Raw genomic sequence first — 16,557 nt, 5'->3', positions numbered from 1 at the left:
CGGCCAAGCGGCCATGCGCGTTTTTCCGGCTATGGCATCGGACCGAAAAGTGGAATCCACTTTTCGGAAGAATCCAATGCGATAACAATGCGATAGATCATCGTGACCGCATCCGTCCGGATGCGCGCCGACTATGGCGCCGAGCGGTTGAACAGGCGGGCCCCGGCGGCGCGGGCGCTGGCCTCAGTGCAGGCCGGCCCGAGCTTGCCGGCCAGGCGCGGGCAGGTCGCGGCCAGCCGCTCGAGCGAGGTGTTCTCCTTGACCCGGACGTGGGCGACGCAGACCGCCCCATCCGGCCCCCAGGCCGCCTCGAAGCTCTGCTCGGGGGCAAGTTCCGGCGTCTGGGTGTCATGGACGTCGTAGAGGTCGATGTTCATGCCGTCGCGCGTCGTCGCCTCGCCGGCGCCGCAATAATCGGCCCGGACCATGCGGATGCAGGCGTTGTAGAGCTCCAGCATGGGCCGGCCATCGGCCTGAGCAAGCCAGGGCGCGTAGCCGAAGCGCACGCATTTGCCCTGTGCCCCGGCGGTGCAGACGATCTCGAACGCGCCGGGTTCCGCCGCATGCAACATGCCGGCAGCGTCGGCGCGGCCGGCGATCGGGAAACCCTCGCGCGTGCCGTCGGGCGCTGCCTGGCAAACCGGCTCGCCGGTCGCAGCGTCGCGAAAATCATGAAGCAGCCTTCGGCCGCTGGCATCGCCCGGATCGGGCCGAATGCCGGCGACACGCATGCGGATGCGTTGCTCGCCACCGGCATAGACCAGCACCATGCCCGCCAGGGCTTCGCGCTCGCGAACGGAGCCGTCGGCCAGCGTCACCCGGAAGGCGCCGTCACGCGCCTCGATCGCAGCAACCTGGCGTCCCTGCGCAAGAACGGGGCCCGCGAGCAGCATGAGGAAGAACGCGATCAGGCGCATGATACGGCTCCGATGGGGCGAACGGTCCAGCCGGACGTGGGGACATGGCCGAACGAGCCTTGCCTCCCTTCCCGGCGGGAAAGGAGGCAGGGACCCGTCGATGGCAGAAGCCGGGCCTCAGTCGGCCAGCTCGACCGCGATAAGCGAGAGCGCCTCGGCCTGCTCGGCGCCGCGGACCGAGGTGCCCTGCCAGGAGCGGCCGTTGATCACCTTGCCGTTGAGGACGAGCCCGTTGAGCACCAGGCCGTTGAGCACCAGGCCGTTGACGGCGGGGCCGTTGGGCTGGGTGCGCAGCCGGACAGCGTGAGCGGGGGAAGCGAAGGCGCCGGCGACGATGGTGGCGGCGGCAAGAGCGGCGAAAGTCCTGATCATCACGGGTCTCCCATATCCAGGCTGGGCGGGCTGCCCGGCTGACAGCGGCCTTATGATCCACCAGCCCTCGCGCCAGAACTATCGTTTCGCTATCGTTCCATAGTCCCAGCCTTGGGTGCGCCATGCCACAAGGGTGCCCGGCACAAACAGGAGGCGCCCGCATGGAGCTCGACCAGGCCCGTTACTTCATCGCCACTGCAGAGCATCTCAATTTCACGCGCGCGGCCGAGGCGTGCAACATCTCGCAGCCTTCGCTGACCGTCGCGATCAAGAAGCTCGAAGACGAATTTGGTGGCGCGCTGTTCCACCGCGAAGGCAAGCGCATTCTGATGACCGAGCTCGGCCAGCGGCTGCTGCCGTTCATCACCCAGATGGCCGAGCAGGCCGAGAGCGTGCGCCAGGCCGCGAAGGATTTCCGCCTGCTGCGCCAGGTGCCGCTCAAGATCGGCATCATGAACACGATCGGGCCGATGCGGTTGTCCGCTCTGCTCGCGGGCTTCAAGGAACAGCATCCGGGCATCGAGCTCGGGGTCCACGAAGGCAGCCTCGACGAGCTCCAGGCCAAGCTCGACATCGGCGAGATCGACATGGCGGTGCTGCACGCACCGCGCGGATATCCACCGTCAGCACGGGCGATGCCGCTTTACCGCGAGCGCTATGTGGTGATCGTGCCGCCGGGCCATCCGTTCGAACGCCAGGATACCGTGCGGCTCGGCGATACCCGGCAGAAGGCCTATGTCGACCGCCTCGCCTGCGAGATGCGCGAGACGGTGATGCATGTCTGCGGACAGAACAACATCGAGCTCTATGCCAGCTTTCGCTCGGAGCGCGAGGACTGGATCCAGGGGATGGTGATGGCCGGCCTGGGATTCGCGTTCATGCCCGAATATTCGGTCACCCACACCGGCATCCTGCGCCGCCCCCTGGTCGAGCCCTCGGTCGAGCGCGAGGTCTGCCTGGTCAACATGGCCGGCCGGCAGCTTTCCCCGGCCGGCCAGGCCTTCGCCCGCGCGACACAGGCGCATCGCTGGGGATAGCGGACGGCGCAGCAGGGGCCGGATTGCCGGAACGCCTCGATCGCCCGCGTGACCTACGCGCCGCTCCGCGACCGCCCCGCCAGCGCCACGATATGATCACGAAATGACCCGATCGCTTCCGGGCTCTCGTCCCATCGCTGGTGTTCAATCGTCCTTTCCGCAACCGATGGAAGGACATGCCCATGCGTATGATCACGATCGCTACCGCAAGCGTCGCCGCCATCCTGGCCGGCGCGGCCTATGCCCAGGCGCCGTCGACGGAACTCCCCGCGGCCAAGCCGCCCGCCTCCTCGCAAGAAGCGCCTGCGAGCGCGCCGACGATAACCTCGGTCAAGGTCGTCGAGATCAACGAGCTTCCCGAAGCGAGCAAGGCACAGGTGAACCAGCTGATAGCGACGCGCACCACGGCCGAGCTCGAGAAGCTGCGCCAAGCGGTCGAGAAAGCACCGGCCGCCAAATCCGCCGTCGAGGCCAAGGGCTTCTCGACGCGCGACGTCGTCCTGGCCCAGGTGAGCAACGATGGCGAACTGACGATCGTCACCAGGAAGACAAGCTGATCGCGCGGCAGCTCTCCAACGGCCTGGAGCCTGCGGATTTTTCTTGGATCAGCTCTGTCATCCTCGACAAGCGGCTTTAGCCGCGCAGCTCCGGGATCCATCGCAGGGCTCCGGCGCTCTCCGATCGATCCGGGACGAGCTTTGCTCGCCCAGGATGACCTTGGTGGTTCCGTACGAGTTCAGCACGCCCTAGCTCCAGAAGGGGCTCGCCGACTCGAATCTGCGCCAGTGCCGCTTGAGCTTGCGGCCGGCTTCGATGGTGTGTCGGGATTGCCAGCCATGGATGGCGCCGGCGGCAAAATGCAGCTCCGGCCCCGGTGCCTTGCCGGTGCGCAATTCGGCGAGGAGGTGCTGCGTCGTCGCCGCATCGTTGGCGAGGCCGAGCGCCTCCTGCAGGCGCCACAGCCGGCCGAGATATTTGCGCGCCGCCGCGCCGTCATGCAGCGGCAGGAAGAACTCGGCGGTGTAGCGCAGCTTCTTCAAAGCCAACCGCAATTCGTGACGCGCCTCGGGCCGGAGGCTGCCGAAGCCACGGCCGCGTTTCAGCGCCTGGCGATGCGTTCGTGCCAGCACTCGCCCGGCAAAATCATCGGCTGGCTCGGCCAGCACCGCCATGGCCTCGCTTGGAAGGCCGCTGCGCCAGCCGCGGCGCTCGATCAGGGCGCCGAAGGACAGCAGGAACCGGCTGGTCTGCGGGTTCTCCAGCCGCTTTGCGATTTCGGCATAGCTTTTCGCCTGGTGCGGTTCGGCCGCCTTGCGCAACACCGCCAGCTCGGCATCATCCAGCCCTTCGGCTTCGATATCCGGCACGGTCTGGGTGATGAAGACATCCCAGTTACGGGCCGGCCCCAGCACATGCCCGAGGCGCTTCGCCTCCCGCCCGATCGGCTCGAGTGCGGGCGATGCGACCTCGCGCTTCAGCACCGACAGCGCCGAGCGCAGGCGGCGCAGCGACACCCGCATCTGGTGCACGCCTTCCGGTCCTGACCGAGCGGTGACAGGTGCGAGATTGCCGAGCAATTGCCTGTAGGTGTTGCCGAGGATCGCCGCGATCGCTGCATCGGCATTGTCATGCGCGCCGATCTCGACCGGCCTCGCCTTCACCGCCCGCGGCAGGCGCGCAAAAGCCAGTCCGTAGCCGCGCGCCGACTTGCTCTGCGTCGCGACCTGCAGCGGCGCGACATCCAGCATGGCCAGCCCAAATTCGTAGAGCGCCGCCGCCTCGCCTTCCTTCAGTTCGAGTTCGACCTCGCTGACGGACAGACTCTGTTCGCCGGCCTCGATCGTGCCGTCGTCGAAGGCGATCTCGATCACCGCGCCGGCATAGTCGAGCCGGCGAAGGCGCCGCCTGATCCGCGTGGCGAAGACCGGCGCGAGCTGCCCGGCCGACAGGCTGGCAAGCGGCTCGCCGATCTCGGCGAGCGGCAGCAGAGCGAGATCGAGCGCGCCATCGGGCAGCGCCACCTCCCATTCGTCGCGCACCAGCGGGTCGCCCGATCCGGAGCGCTTCAGCGTCTGGACATGGCGCTTGCCGCTGCGGCGCACTCGCAATGACAGGCCGTTACGGTCGAGCAGCCGGTCGGGCGTGTCGTAGTAGACCGCATCGAGCCGGCGGGTGACGCCCTGGTTTCGGGCATGGCGCGCGATCAGGTCGGCACCGCGAAGCGTCTCCAGCGCGCTCTGCGAAGCGGCCAGCTTCAGTTCGATCTCGCGCGGCGGCAGCTTCTGCGGCTCAGAGGCCGCGGCAGCGTCGGGCTGGGCGGCATCGTCTCTCGGCACGGCGTCCAAGGCTTCTCTCCACTGGGCAGTGCGTGAGTTCAGACAGTAGCTGCGCAGGCGGCAGCTTGTCACCACTTCGCCCGGGGACAGCCCCCCGGGCGAAGTGGCGCAGGCGTCAGAGAGCCTGCCGGATCGCGGCCTCGACGGGCGAATAGGCGCCGTCCGGCCGATCGAGGCTGAGCGGCTCGCGCGGCAGCAGAGGCGGCTGCGCCATGAAGCGCGGCCGCGTGCCGCGATGCGGCTGCGCGGAGTGCACCAGGAAGGGATGGCAGAGATAGACCGTGCCGGCCTCCCCCGTCGCCAGCACCTCCTCACGCCCGGCACTGCCGGCGAAGCCGTCGGCGGCCAGCTCGCGCAGCGACAGGCCGGCCTCGCCTGCCGGCGCGAGCTGGCGGGCGATGTCCTGGTGCGAGCCGACCCGAATGCGCGTCGGCGCATCGTCCTTACCGACATCGGAGAACAGGAAGAGCATCAGCAGCGCCCTGCCCTTCGAGGCGAGATTGACCCGCCAGTTCATGAAGTCAGGATCGTCGAAGCTGAAGCTGACATCGACATGCCAGCCGGCATCACCCGGATCGTCCGGCGAAGGAAAGCGCACCGGGAAGGTGCCCATGGCACGACAAGGCAACCAGCGCCCGGCGCCGACGAGCTGGTCGAAAGCGCCGTGCAGCAGCGGCGTGTTCGCCGCAGCGATGAAGGGCGCATTTGTGTACATGCCGAGCCGGATCACCGGCTTGGTCCAGCTCGCCGGATCGTTCGGATCGCAGCCGAGATCGCGCCAGAGGATGGCGCGGGCTTCCTCCGCGAGTACAGGCGAAAAGGCATGATCGAGCCGGACGAAGCCGCGCTCGATGAAATGGGCGATCTGCGCGTCGTCGAGGACGCGCGCGTCGGATTCAGGGTGAGTCATTGAGAGATGTCTTTCGCTATCGGCCAGCCGAAGCGCCCACCGCGCGGGCAGGCTGGCAAGGGACCTTCGGATGCGGGGCACCCGTTTGCAGGGCCGGAGCGCGAAGCGCACCCGGGACTGCAGGAAGGTCAGGCGAGGAAGACGGCGAACATCATCATTGGACGAGCAGTATCGCAGCCGGGCCGAACACGATCAACCCGCAAGCGGCCGCCTGAGCCGAAAGGCGCGCTGGCCAAGCCGGCTTCGGCGCTGCCACCATGCGGCCTTCCCGGATTCGGGCCCGGACACTGAATGCGGATCGCCATCCTCTCCGACATCCATGCCAACCGCGAGGCGTTCGAGGCGGTCCTAGCAGCCGCGCGCCGGCTCGCGCCCGACCGGCTGGTGCTGCTCGGCGACATCGTCGGCTACGGCCCCGAGCCCGGATTTTGCGCAGATGCGGCGCGAGAGCTCGTCGCAGCCGGCGCGATCGCGATCCGCGGCAATCATGACGAAGCCGCCGTGCATGGCCCTTCTGGCATGACGCCTAACGCGCATGAGGCGGCGCTGTGGACCGGGGCGCAGCTCAGCCCCGAGCAGAAAGCCTTCCTGGGTGGCCTGCTGCTGACGGCCGAGCTCGGCAGCGTGCTCTTCGTCCATGCCAGCGCCCGCGATCCCGCTGCCTGGCACTATGTCCGCGACCTCCGCAGCGCCGAAGCCTGCCTCGCGGCGACGGATGCAGCGACCGTGGTCTGCGGCCATACCCATCTACCGACGATCTTTTACGCCAGAGCCGGACGCGAGCCGGTGGCGTTCATTCCGCTACGCAATGTGCCGGCACCGCTTTCGGCCGTGCACCGGCATGTCGTCGTGGTCGGCGCCGTCGGCCAGCCGCGCGATGGCGATCCGGCCGCCTGCTTCACCTTGCTCGATACACGAACGCGGGAAGTCACCATGGTGCGCGTGCCCTATGACACCCAGGAAACCGCGCGGAAGATCAGGGCGGCGGGCCTGCCGGACTGGCTCGGCCTGCGCCTGCAGATCGGCAGATAGGGGGCAAGATGGAACGGCCTCACACCGGCTCGGTCATCGACGGCTTCACGCTCGGCGAGCGGCTGAAAGCTGGTGGCATGGCGAGCCTCTGGCATGCCCGCCATCCGGAGCATCCCGGCCCGCTCGTCGTGAAGATCCCGGTGCTCGACCCCGGCGCCGACGTCTCGGCCATCGTCGGCTACGAGACCGAGGTGCTGATCCATAAGCGCCTGTCGGGGCCGCATGTGCCGCGCTTCGTCGCTTCGGGCGATCTTTCCCGCCTCCCCTTCATCGCCATGGGCCTTGTCGCCGGGACAAGCCTGGCCGATCGCATCAGGCAGGCGCCTTTGCCCTTCGCCGAGGTCCAGCGCATCGGCATCGCGATCGCGACGGCGCTGGCCGATCTGCACCGGCAGAACGTCGTCCATCTCGACCTCAAGCCCGAGAATGTGATCCTGACCGAGAAGGGCGCGGTGCTGCTCGATTTCGGCCTCGCGCGCCATGCCGAATTGCCTGATCTGCTCGGCGAGGAGAGCTCCGAGCCGATGGGGACATCGGCCTATATCGCGCCCGAGCAGGTCCTGGGCGAGCGTTCCGACCCGGCGAGCGATCTCTTCGCGCTCGGCTGCCTGCTCTATCAGATGGCTTCGGGCGAGGAGCCGTTCGGGCGGCCGAAGACCGTGCCTGGCATGAAGCGGCGTCTCTATCACGCACCCAAGCCGCTGCGCGCCGTCAGCGAGCAGGCGCCGGCCTGGCTCGAAGCGATCGTCTCCCGCTGCCTCGAGGTCGATCGCGGCCGGCGCTATGCCGATGCCACCAGGCTCGCCTTCGACCTGCGCCATCCCGAGCAGGTCACCGTCGCGCGCAAGCGCCCGACCGCCGAAGAGCGCAGCCTCGGCAAGCGGCTGGTCGACCTGTTCCAGAAGCGCGACGAAGCCGACGTCACGGGCGCTCCAACGGTCGCTCGACGCAAGGCCGGCCCCTCGCTCGTGCTGACCGCGGTCGATCTCTCGGAAGGCCCGGATGCGCTCGCGGCGACAATCCTCGCCGAGACCAGCCGGCTGCTGGCAGCGCGCCCGGATTCCTCGCTCGCCTGCCTGACGGTGCTCAAGACCGAGATCCTCGGCGAAACCAGGACCGTCGATGCGGAAGGCCGCTCGCTCTATATCGGCCGTCTCGTGGCGCTGAAGGACTGGGCGCGGCCGCTGCATCTGCCTGAAGACCGGGTCAGTTACCATGTCATCGAGGCGGTCAGCGCCGCCGATGCGATCCTGCGCTATGCCGAGCACAACGACATCGACCATATCGTGCTCGGCGCCCGCTCCTCTTCCGCCGTTCGCCGCCATCTCGGCAGCGTCTCGACCAAGGTCGTCGCCGAGGCGCATTGCTCGGTGTCGGTGGTTCGGGTGAAAGGCGGCAGCGAGGAGTGAGCTGACGCGCGTTGACCTCCCCGCCGCTCCTCCCGAATATGCCGGACATGCAGGCAGCCTCCTCCGCCCCGCCCGAATTCGATCCCGCCCGGCTGGATGCCTTCCTGCGCTCCGCCTTGCCCGACTGCACTGAAGGCCGCATGGCGGTCGAGCGGATCAGCGGCGGCCAGTCGAACCCGACCTTCTTCGTCTCCTATTCCGATGCCGGCACCAGGCTCGTGCTGCGCAAGAAGCCGCCGGGGCCGCTGCTGCCCTCGGCCCATGCAGTCGAGCGCGAATACCGCATCCTGAAAGCGCTCGCCGGCTCGCCCGTGCCAGTGCCGCCCGTCCTGCTGCTGTACGAGGCCGATGATGTCGTCGGCACGCCGTTCTACCTGATGGAGCGGCTGGAAGGCCGCGTCTTCCATGATACCGCTCTGCCCGGCGTCGCGCCTGACGAGCGGCGCGCGATGTACTTCGCCATGGCCGAGGCGCTGGCGGCGCTGCATGGCTTCGACTGGCAGGCAGCGGGCCTTTCCGACTTCGGCAAGCCCGGCAACTACTATGCCCGCCAGCTGGCGCGCTGGGGCCGGCAATGGCGCGAGACGCGGACGCGCGAGATTCCGGCGATCGATCGATTGATCGACTGGCTCGGCTCAAACCTCGACGAGACGCCGGACACAACCATCGTCCATGGCGATTTCCGGTTGGGCAACCTGATGTTCGCGGCCGATGCGCCAAGGATCGTCGCCGTGCTCGACTGGGAGCTCTCGACGCTCGGCCATCCGCTCTCGGACGTCGCCTTCTCCTGCCTGCCCTGGCATTCGACGCCGCAGATGTATGCCGGCATTGTCGGGCTCGATCGCGAGGCGCTGGGGATACCGACGCAGGACGAGTACATCTCCCGCTATTGCGCCGCCGCCGGGCGGGCGCAGGGGCCGGGCCGCTTCCACCTGGCCTTCTCGCTGTTCCGCTTCGCCGTCATCCTCGATGGCATCGCGGCGCGGGCGAAGACCGGCAACGCCGCCGCCGAGAACGCCGTCGTGGTCGGCGCGATGGCGGAGAGCTTTGCGCAGCGCGCGGAAGCGCTGATCGACCAGACGAACTGACGAGGGACGCCATGGATTTCGCCTATTCGGCCAGGGTCGAGGAGCTGCGCGTCAAGCTGCAGGCCTTCATGGACGCCCATATCCAGCCAGCCGACGCCGCCTGGAAGCATGAGGTCGAGGCCAACAGCTATCCCAGCGCGCTGATCGACGACCTCAAGGCCAAGGCGAAGGCCGAAGGGCTCTGGAATCTCTTCCTGCCGGCGCTCAAGGCCGACGAGCCCGGCACGCGCCTGACCAATCTCGAATACGCCCCGCTCGCCGAGATCATGGGCCGGTTCTACTGGTCCTCGGAGGTGTTCAACTGCAACGCCCCCGACACCGGCAACATGGAAATCCTGCATATGTTTGCGACGCCAGCGCAGCGCGAACGCTGGCTGAACCCGCTGCTCAATGGCGAGATCCGCTCCTGCGTGGGGATCACCGAGCCGGGCGTCGCCTCCTCCGACCCGACCAATCTGCAGACCACCATCATCCGCGACGGCGACCATTACGTCGTCAACGGCCGCAAATGGTGGACGACAGGGGCGCTGCACCCGAAGGTGAAATTCTGCATCGTCATGGGCCTGTCCGACCCGCGTCCTGAGGCCGATCCGCACAAGCGCCACAGCATGATCATCGTGCCGATGGATTCGCCCGGCCTGACGGTGATGCGCAACCTGCCGCTGCTGAACCATTATTCGATCGAGGGCCACACCGAGACCGACTTCACCAATGTCCGCGTGCCGGCCGCGAACCTGCTCGGCGAGGAAGGCGCGGGCTTCGCGCTGGCGCAGGCGCGGCTCGGGCCGGGGCGCATCCATCATTGCATGCGCACCATCGGCCAATGCGAGGTCGCGCTCGAACTGATGGTCGAGCGCGCGCTGGAGCGAAAGGCCTTCGGCCGCAACCTTGCCGATTACGCCAATGTCCAGGACTGGATCGCCGAAGGGCGCATGGAAATCGACCAGGCCCGCCTGCTCTGCCTGCGCGCCGCCTGGATGATGGACAAGCAGGGCAACAAGGCCGCCCGCACCGAGGTCTCGGCGATCAAGGTCGCGGCGACGCGGCTGCAGACGAAGATCGCCGACCGGGCGATGCAGGTCTTTGGCGCCGGCGGGCTCTCGAACGATACCCCGCTCGCCTTCATCTACTCCTGGGGCCGAGCCCTGCGCTTCATCGACGGGCCGGACGAGGTCCATTTGCGCACCATCGCCCGCGCCGAGATCAGGAAGCGCAAGGAGAGCAACCGCAGCACCTTCGCTGAGCAGGGCGTGGTGCGGCCTTGGGTGAAGCCGACCGAATCCTGAACTCGGCCGACCGGATCCATGCCGTCATTCCGGCAGGCCAAGTCAACGGCTGAAAATGCCGTGGAAGCGACCGAGGAAGCTGCGCAGGCGCTCACTTTCGGGATTGTCGAAGACTTCGGATGGCGCCCCCGCCTGTGCGACCCGGCCCTGGTCGAGGAACAGAACGTGGTGCGACACCTCGCGGACGAAGAGCATCTCATGGCTGACCAGCAGCATGGTCATGCCGGATTCGGCGAGCGCCTGCATCACGCCGAGCACCTCGGCCACCAGCTCCGGGTCAAGCGCCGAGGTGACCTCGTCGAAGAGCAGCAGACGTGGCTGCATGGCGACGGCGCGGGCGATCGCGACGCGCTGCTGCTGGCCGCCCGAGAGCTGATAGGGGTAGTGGTCGCGACGCTCGGCGAGACCGACACGGCCGAGCCAATGATCGGCAATTTCCTTAGCCTCGGCCGTGCTCTTGCCCTGTACCTTGGTCAAGCCGAGCATGACGTTCTGCCCGGCAGTGAGATGCGGGAACAGGTTGAACTGCTGGAAGACCATGCCGATGCGAGCGCGCTGGGCCGAGATCTTCGTCTCGCTCAGGCGCTTGCGCGTCTCGCCTGCCATCCGATAGCCGATCGGGTCGCCGTCGAGCAGGATTTCGCCGCCATCGTGCTCCTCCAGCAGGTTGACGCAGCGCAGGAAGGTGGTCTTGCCCGAGCCAGACGCGCCGATCAGCGAGACGACCTGCCCCTGTTTGACGGTGAGGTCGATGCCTTTCAGCACTTCGATCTGACCAAAATGCTTGCGGACATTGGTGGCCTGAAGCAGCGCAGTCTCGGTCATCGGCAGTCGCGTCCCGTTTCAAGGTTTCAGAGCAACTCCGGACGCAAAACCGCTACGCACTTTTGCTGGAGTGGCTTCAATAGCGCAGATAGGAGGTCTTGCGTTCGAGCAGCGCGCCGAGCTGCGCCAGCGCGAAATTGATGATCAGGTAGAGCACCATCGTCAGCAGGTAGAACTCGACGATCATGTAGTTCCGCGCCATCTGCTGCTGGGCCGAGAGCAGCAATTCGACGACGCCGATGATCGAGAGCAGCGTCGTACCCTTGACGATCTCGAGCCCGGTGTTGACCCAGGGCGGCAGCATGCGCCGGAAGGCCTGCGGCAGGATCACGTAGTACAGGCGCCTGCCGAAGGTGAGGCCGATCGCCTTGGCCGCCTCCATCTGTCCGGCCGGCACGGATTCGACCGCGCCGCGGAAGTTCTCGGCGACATGGGCCGTGGCGAAGGCGCCGAGCGCGATGACGCCGGCCCAGAAGGCGGCGACGTTCACGCCGAACAAGGCGAGCCCGTAATAGGTGAACAGGATCAGCACGAGCACCGGGATGCCGCGCATCAGGTCGACATAGAGCCGGGACAGCAGCTTCAACCACCACCAGCCATAGGACAGTGCGACCCCCATCAGGATGCCGCAGAAGGTCGCCATGACAATGCTCAGCGCCGAACTGAGGAGGGTGACGCCGAGACCGGAGAGCAGCGAGGCGCGGGCCTGCCAGGCCTCGAACAGGAAGGTGCCGGGAGCCATCGAGAAATCCATCGCGTGCCCCCTAGATCACGATGATCTTGGATCGATTCGATCCAAGATCATAAAATGTGATCGATTCTAAGAGTTTAGAGCAGGATTGCTGCGAAAAACCGGTTTCCACTTTTTCGTATCCTGCTCTAGCGGATCGAGGCGTAGCGGCGCTCGACCATGCGCAGCAAGATGGCGATGAGATAGGCGGTGGCGAGATAAAGCGCGCTCGCGGTCAGCCAGACCTCCATGACCCGAAAGGTGTTGGCGTTGATCTGCCGGGCGACGAAGGTCAGCTCCGGCACGGCGATCGCGGCTGCCAGCGAGGTATCCTTGAACAGCGAGATCAGGTTGTTGCTGACCGCCGGCAGGGTGATCCGGAACATCACCGGCAGCACGACATAGGCCTGGCGTTGCCAGGGCCGCAGGCCGATCGCCTTGGCCGCCTCGACATATTGCTTGGGGATCGAGGAGAGCCCGGCGCGGAAGACCTCGGACATGTAGGCGCCGGCATAGAGCGAGAGCGAGAGCACGAAGCTTTCGGTCTTGTTCAGGAAGTTCACGTCGAATTCGGGCAGGCCGAAATACAGGAAGAAGATCAGCAGCAGCAGCGGCGTGCAGCGGATGAACTCGACATAGGCCCAGACCGGACCTGAGAGCCATTTCTTACCCGAAAGCCGGGCATAGGCGGTGAGGATGCCGATGATGCAGCCGATCGCCAGCGAGATCACCGCCAGCCAGAGCCCCAGCAGGAGCGCGTCGGTCAGCTTGTCCCAGTTCCGTGCGATGACGGACCAGTCGAAATGGTAGTCGATCATGGCTGTCGCGAAGATCCCGAAAGCGGCGGGCCGGACGTCCGGCCCGCCATCGCCACGTTGCGATCAGGCGAATGCGGGATCAGGCGAATTCCTGCGGGAAGCCAACCTTGGGGATCGGCAGCTCGATGCCGAACCACTTCTTGTAGGAGGCGGCGAAATAGTCGAAATCGACGCCCATCATCGCCTCCTTATAGGCGGTGTTGACCCAGTTCAGCCAGGTCGGGTCGCCGGGCTTCACCGCCGAGGCATAGGAGTTCGGCATCCAGCCGAAACCGGAATCGACGAAGCGGCCGGGCGCCTGCTGCATCAGCCAGCGCATCGCCGACTGATCCTGCATCGAGGCGTCGATGCGGCGGGCATTCAGCGCCTGCATCGCCGCGTCCGGGCTGTCGAAGGCATCGACCTTGGATCCCGGCAGCGCCTTGTGGATCCATTCCTCGAGGAAGACGTTCTGCATGCCGCCGACCGAGACCTCCTTGCCGGCCGCCTTCAGCTCCTCATAGTTCTTGTACTTGCCGCCGCGGGCCAGCATCAGCAGGCCGACGCCCTCGCGATAATAGGGGATGGTGAAGTCGACCTGCTGGGCCCGGCCCGGCGTCACCGTCATCCATTGCACGACGATGTCGACCTTGTCGGTGACCAGGCTCGGGATGCGGGCGTCGGAGCCCTGCAGCACGAACTCGACCTTCTCGTAGTCGTCGAACAGGCCTTTCGCTAGGAGGCGGGCGAGGTCGATATCCATGCCGACGAGCTTGCCGCTGGCGTCCTGGAAGTGCCAGGGCGGGTTGGTGCTGCCGGTGCCGACGATCAGCTTGCCGCGTTCCTTGATGGTATAGAGCTTGCTCTTGGCCACCGTCTGGGCCTGGGCCGAGGCAGGGGTGAGCAGCCCGCCGGCCGCCGCGCCGATCGCGGCGCCGGCGAGGCCAAGGCCGAACAGGCTGCGGCGCTCCAGCGTCAGGCCCTCGTCCTTGGGGGGAGTGGCGCCGTCCAAAGCCTTGTCGTCATGAATGCCCATCACGAACTCCCCTCTTTGATCCACGTGCCCTGCAGCGTTCGGCCTGCAGCGAGGCGAGCGTCGCAAGAAAAGTGCCGGATGCAAAGCCGGATAATTCGAGCTGCCTCTAGGGAACCGTCAAAGTCGTCAGGCGGCTGCCAGCGCCGCCTCGCAAAGCCCGGCGACCGCGGCGATATCGGTGGGATCCGCAACCTTGTGGGTCCGCACAGGCATCTCCTGGTAGACCTTGCCGTCCTTGAATCCATGCCCCGTCACCATGCAGACGACGCGCGAACCTGGCGGCAGCGCGCCTTGCGCCAGCAGGCGCGGCAGCGCCGCGATCGGGCTCGCACCGGTCGGCTCGGCATAGAGTCCTTCGCTGCGGGCGAGCAGTTGCATCGCCTCGCGTAGCTCCTCGTCGCCGACCGCGATCGCCAGGCCACCGCTCTCGCGGACCAGCTTCAGCGTATAGGTGCCGTCGCGCTCATAGCCGATCAGCGGGTCGCTGATGCCGGAGGCGATGGTCTGCGGCGTGCCCCAGGCGGTCACCTCCCCGGCCCCGGCCTCGAAGGCCTGCACGATCGGTGCGCAGCCCTCTGCCTGCACGGCGATCAATCTGGTCGTGCCGCCGGCAGCGGCGATGCCTTGCCGGACGCCCTTGACCAGCGGGCCGCTGCCGGTCGGCACCAGCACATGGCTCGGCGCGCCGCCGAGCTGCTCGATGAGCTCGGTGCCGACGGCGGTGAGGCCGGCGACGGCGTAGGGGTTGATGAAGGTGGTGGTCAGGTTAGCGAAGCCGTGCCGCTCGGCCAAAGCGAGGGCGAGATCGTAGGAGCGGCTGTAATGCCCTTCGACCAGCAGCAGGATCGCGCCATAGGCCGCGATCTGCGTCACCTTGCCGAGCGGCGTATGCGCCGGCACGATGATCACGGCCGGAATGCCGGCGCGGGCGGCGTAGGCGGCAGTCGCTGCCCCGGCATTGCCGGAGGAGGCGCAGACGACCTTGCGGATGCCGAGCGCGAGCGCCCGGCCCATGGCGGCGCCGACGAGCCGGTCCTTGAACGAGCCGGACGGGTTGCGGGTCTCGTCCTTCAGCCAGATCTCGCCGGAAAAGCCGGGCAGCGAGGCCTCGATCCGGCGGGCCCGCAGCAGCGGCGTGACACTCTCACCGAGCGAGACGCCCGGCGTGTCGTCGTCACCGACGGTCTCCAGGATGCCGCCACAGGCCTTGCAGCGATAGAGCAGCACTGGCGGATAGGTCGTCGTGCAATCGACGCAGCGCAGTTCCATCGCGAGCACTCCTCCAGGCTGTCGGCCGGCAACCCTGCCCTCGCAAGGCCGCCATGGCTTCAGCCTAGACCGAAAATGCCGGCCGACACTGCGCCCGTTTGCGGTGGGCCGCCCTGCATCTGTCCGGGGGGCTTGATCTGCCCGGAGGCTTGGCGCAGCCCGAGCGCCAGCGCTCAATCGGCCGCGACAGGCGGCCCGGCGAGCTGGACCGCGACCGTGCCGAACCAGCGCGTCTCGACCTCGAAGCGCAGGGGCAGCGGAAACTCGCCGCCCTCGCGCAGCGCGATCAGAACCGAGCCCTTCAGGGGCCGCATCGCCGCCTCGCGGTCATCGTCATGCCGGAAGCCGGCGATGGTCCGGACGGTGAAGCCGCAGTTCAGCGCGCGGCCGTTCAACGGGCCCTGGTCGCTGACCTGCACCTTGGCCGAGGAGGTCATGACCGCGACCGAGCGGCGGCGGCCGTCATAGATCGCCGTCGAGCCGTCGCAGGCCTCGCTCTCCGCCACCTTCTTCAGCATCCCGGCGACGCCGGAGAGCGAGTCGACCGTGCCGCGGATCAGTTCGGGCGGGACGGCCTCGCGATCCTCGTTCGACGGCTCCTGCCGCCGGATCGTCGGCACGCCGCGCGGATAGTGCATCTCGCTGACATAGGCCCGGCCGCGCCATGAGCCATTCGCCTGATAGAGCCGCGGCTCGGGACCGCTGCGGCCCCAGCGGCCTTCGACCTTGCCGGATTGCTCGGCAGCCCCGACGAGCTGTGCCGCCCGGTAGGGGCGCGTGCGGATCTCGATGCGATAGCCGGCGCGGTCGAGCATCGAGGTCACCTCGATCTCGCCGAGCGAGACCCCGCCGAGCACCGTGACATCGTAGCGAAGGCGCATCTCGCGCGCCGAAGCGGCCGAAGGCACGGCGCAGGCGAGCGCGCCGGCGATCAGGGCGCCTGCCGCGATGGCCCTGGCCTGTCTCGATGCGATGCCGGCTGCCCTCCCGCCGCGCTCAGGCCTCACCACCGTCGCCGGAGAGGCTGCACAGCTCCGCAGGTCCTCGGCACCGTCGCTGTCGAAGTTGCGCCCGAGCATCCGCATCATCCCGCACAGGACCGGCAGGTCCCCTTCCCTCCGCGTGACCGCCCGGTGTCATAGGGCCGAGGCGATGTGCCGTTGTAGCGCGGACGACGAGCGCCCCGCCATGCACGAAGGCGCGACGTGTTGCAGATGCGGATAGGGCGATGGAGGGTCTCAGTGCCGGCGGGCTCGCCAGCGACACGCCCTTCGCCACCGATGTCTCCCTACCGCCAGCCCCTGCGCTTCATCAACGGACCGGGCATCTGCGCACCATCGCCTGCACCGAGATCAAAAAGCGCAAGGAAAACGGGCGAGGACGTTTACGGAACAGGAGTTGGCGCGGCCTTGGGTCAAGGTGGTGAGTAGAGTTGGAGGCGATTCTCATACACGTATTCAAGTGCTCACTTGCGTTTTTAACGGCTTTTGACAACGTGATTTGAGCATATTCG

General features: G+C 67.3%; 16 protein-coding genes. 6 read left to right on the top strand and 10 right to left on the bottom strand.

Annotated elements, in window-relative coordinates:
• Positions 1-131: 131 nt before the first annotated feature.
• A complete protein-coding gene (locus VGV58_RS25705; RefSeq protein WP_326876908.1) occupies positions 132-917 on the bottom strand; it encodes an ADYC domain-containing protein in 786 nt (261 codons plus the stop codon).
• Between the two features lie 117 nt (positions 918-1,034).
• Complete coding sequence (locus VGV58_RS25700) at positions 1,035-1,289, bottom strand: hypothetical protein (protein ID WP_326876907.1); 255 nt, start codon at positions 1,287-1,289, stop codon at positions 1,035-1,037.
• Between the two features lie 161 nt (positions 1,290-1,450).
• Here VGV58_RS25700 and VGV58_RS25695 point away from each other — a divergent pair, with 161 nt between their 5' ends.
• Positions 1,451-2,326: a LysR family transcriptional regulator gene (locus VGV58_RS25695; protein WP_326876906.1), complete on the top strand. Its 876-nt coding sequence runs from the start codon at positions 1,451-1,453 to the stop codon at positions 2,324-2,326.
• A 182-nt stretch (positions 2,327-2,508) separates the two neighbouring features.
• Complete coding sequence (locus VGV58_RS25690) at positions 2,509-2,883, top strand: hypothetical protein (protein WP_326876905.1); 375 nt, start codon at positions 2,509-2,511, stop codon at positions 2,881-2,883.
• Between the two features lie 189 nt (positions 2,884-3,072).
• Here the strand turns inward: VGV58_RS25690 and VGV58_RS25685 are convergent, their stop codons facing one another.
• Together VGV58_RS25685 and VGV58_RS25680 are read right to left on the bottom strand one after the other, a co-directional pair.
• Positions 3,073-4,662, bottom strand: coding sequence for a CYTH and CHAD domain-containing protein (locus tag VGV58_RS25685; RefSeq protein ID WP_326877076.1), 1,590 nt, complete (start codon positions 4,660-4,662; stop codon positions 3,073-3,075).
• A gap of 115 nt (positions 4,663-4,777) precedes the next feature.
• The gene (locus VGV58_RS25680) at positions 4,778-5,572 is read right to left on the bottom strand and encodes a phytanoyl-CoA dioxygenase family protein (protein WP_326876904.1); all 795 of its coding nucleotides are present in this window, start codon (positions 5,570-5,572) and stop codon (positions 4,778-4,780) included.
• 291 nt (positions 5,573-5,863) lie between these two features.
• Between VGV58_RS25680 and VGV58_RS25675 the strand changes: the two genes are divergently transcribed.
• The 4 genes from VGV58_RS25675 to VGV58_RS25660 are packed head-to-tail and all read left to right on the top strand — an operon-like array spanning position 5,864 to position 10,387.
• Positions 5,864-6,604, top strand: coding sequence for a metallophosphoesterase family protein (locus VGV58_RS25675; RefSeq protein WP_326876903.1), 741 nt, complete (start codon positions 5,864-5,866; stop codon positions 6,602-6,604).
• 8 nt (positions 6,605-6,612) lie between these two features.
• Positions 6,613-8,013, top strand: coding sequence for a bifunctional serine/threonine-protein kinase/universal stress protein (locus VGV58_RS25670; protein WP_326876902.1), 1,401 nt, complete (start codon positions 6,613-6,615; stop codon positions 8,011-8,013).
• Positions 8,014-8,060: 47 nt separating this feature from the next.
• Positions 8,061-9,101, top strand: coding sequence for a phosphotransferase family protein (locus tag VGV58_RS25665; protein WP_326876901.1), 1,041 nt, complete (start codon positions 8,061-8,063; stop codon positions 9,099-9,101).
• An 11-nt stretch (positions 9,102-9,112) separates the two neighbouring features.
• On the top strand, positions 9,113-10,387 hold the full coding sequence (locus VGV58_RS25660) for an acyl-CoA dehydrogenase family protein (RefSeq protein WP_326876900.1): 1,275 nt from the start codon (positions 9,113-9,115) through the stop codon (positions 10,385-10,387).
• Between the two features lie 42 nt (positions 10,388-10,429).
• Here the strand turns inward: VGV58_RS25660 and VGV58_RS25655 are convergent, their stop codons facing one another.
• The 6 genes from VGV58_RS25655 to VGV58_RS25630 all read right to left on the bottom strand — a co-directional run bounded on the left by VGV58_RS25655 (position 10,430) and on the right by VGV58_RS25630 (position 16,123).
• Positions 10,430-11,212, bottom strand: coding sequence for an amino acid ABC transporter ATP-binding protein (locus VGV58_RS25655; protein WP_326876899.1), 783 nt, complete (start codon positions 11,210-11,212; stop codon positions 10,430-10,432).
• Between the two features lie 76 nt (positions 11,213-11,288).
• A complete protein-coding gene (locus VGV58_RS25650; RefSeq protein WP_326876897.1) occupies positions 11,289-11,966 on the bottom strand; it encodes an amino acid ABC transporter permease in 678 nt (225 codons plus the stop codon).
• 125 nt (positions 11,967-12,091) lie between these two features.
• Positions 12,092-12,757: an amino acid ABC transporter permease gene (locus tag VGV58_RS25645; RefSeq protein ID WP_326877075.1), complete on the bottom strand. Its 666-nt coding sequence runs from the start codon at positions 12,755-12,757 to the stop codon at positions 12,092-12,094.
• An 82-nt stretch (positions 12,758-12,839) separates the two neighbouring features.
• Positions 12,840-13,775: a transporter substrate-binding domain-containing protein gene (locus tag VGV58_RS25640; protein ID WP_326876896.1), complete on the bottom strand. Its 936-nt coding sequence runs from the start codon at positions 13,773-13,775 to the stop codon at positions 12,840-12,842.
• A gap of 126 nt (positions 13,776-13,901) precedes the next feature.
• Positions 13,902-15,044 carry a threonine synthase gene (gene thrC / locus VGV58_RS25635; protein WP_326876895.1) on the bottom strand — a complete coding sequence of 381 codons (1,143 nt, stop codon included), beginning with the start codon at positions 15,042-15,044 and terminating at the stop codon, positions 13,902-13,904.
• 173 nt (positions 15,045-15,217) lie between these two features.
• Positions 15,218-16,123 (bottom strand): DUF3108 domain-containing protein, encoded by a 906-nt coding sequence (locus VGV58_RS25630; RefSeq protein ID WP_326876894.1) that lies wholly within the window; start codon positions 16,121-16,123, stop codon positions 15,218-15,220.
• Positions 16,124-16,557: the final 434 nt, after the last annotated feature.

The organism is Allobosea sp. (assembly GCF_035944895.1).
Lineage (GTDB): Bacteria > Pseudomonadota > Alphaproteobacteria > Rhizobiales > Beijerinckiaceae > Allobosea.
The sequence above is the reverse complement of the archived record's forward strand: the minus strand, read 5'-3'. Positions and strand labels throughout refer to the sequence as shown.

Coding starts and splice junctions, on each gene's coding strand:
- VGV58_RS25705 (WP_326876908.1), bottom strand. CDS start 917: ATGCGCCTGATCGCGTTCTTCCTCATGCTGCTCGCGGGCCCCGTTCTT.
- VGV58_RS25700 (WP_326876907.1), bottom strand. CDS start 1,289: ATGATCAGGACTTTCGCCGCTCTTGCCGCCGCCACCATCGTCGCCGGC.
- VGV58_RS25695 (WP_326876906.1), top strand. CDS start 1,451: ATGGAGCTCGACCAGGCCCGTTACTTCATCGCCACTGCAGAGCATCTC.
- VGV58_RS25690 (WP_326876905.1), top strand. CDS start 2,509: ATGCGTATGATCACGATCGCTACCGCAAGCGTCGCCGCCATCCTGGCC.
- VGV58_RS25680 (WP_326876904.1), bottom strand. CDS start 5,572: ATGACTCACCCTGAATCCGACGCGCGCGTCCTCGACGACGCGCAGATC.
- VGV58_RS25675 (WP_326876903.1), top strand. CDS start 5,864: ATGCGGATCGCCATCCTCTCCGACATCCATGCCAACCGCGAGGCGTTC.
- VGV58_RS25670 (WP_326876902.1), top strand. CDS start 6,613: ATGGAACGGCCTCACACCGGCTCGGTCATCGACGGCTTCACGCTCGGC.
- VGV58_RS25665 (WP_326876901.1), top strand. CDS start 8,061: ATGCAGGCAGCCTCCTCCGCCCCGCCCGAATTCGATCCCGCCCGGCTG.
- VGV58_RS25660 (WP_326876900.1), top strand. CDS start 9,113: ATGGATTTCGCCTATTCGGCCAGGGTCGAGGAGCTGCGCGTCAAGCTG.
- VGV58_RS25655 (WP_326876899.1), bottom strand. CDS start 11,212: ATGACCGAGACTGCGCTGCTTCAGGCCACCAATGTCCGCAAGCATTTT.
- VGV58_RS25650 (WP_326876897.1), bottom strand. CDS start 11,966: ATGGATTTCTCGATGGCTCCCGGCACCTTCCTGTTCGAGGCCTGGCAG.
- VGV58_RS25640 (WP_326876896.1), bottom strand. CDS start 13,775: ATGGGCATTCATGACGACAAGGCTTTGGACGGCGCCACTCCCCCCAAG.
- thrC (WP_326876895.1), bottom strand. CDS start 15,044: ATGGAACTGCGCTGCGTCGATTGCACGACGACCTATCCGCCAGTGCTG.
- VGV58_RS25630 (WP_326876894.1), bottom strand. CDS start 16,123: ATGCTCGGGCGCAACTTCGACAGCGACGGTGCCGAGGACCTGCGGAGC.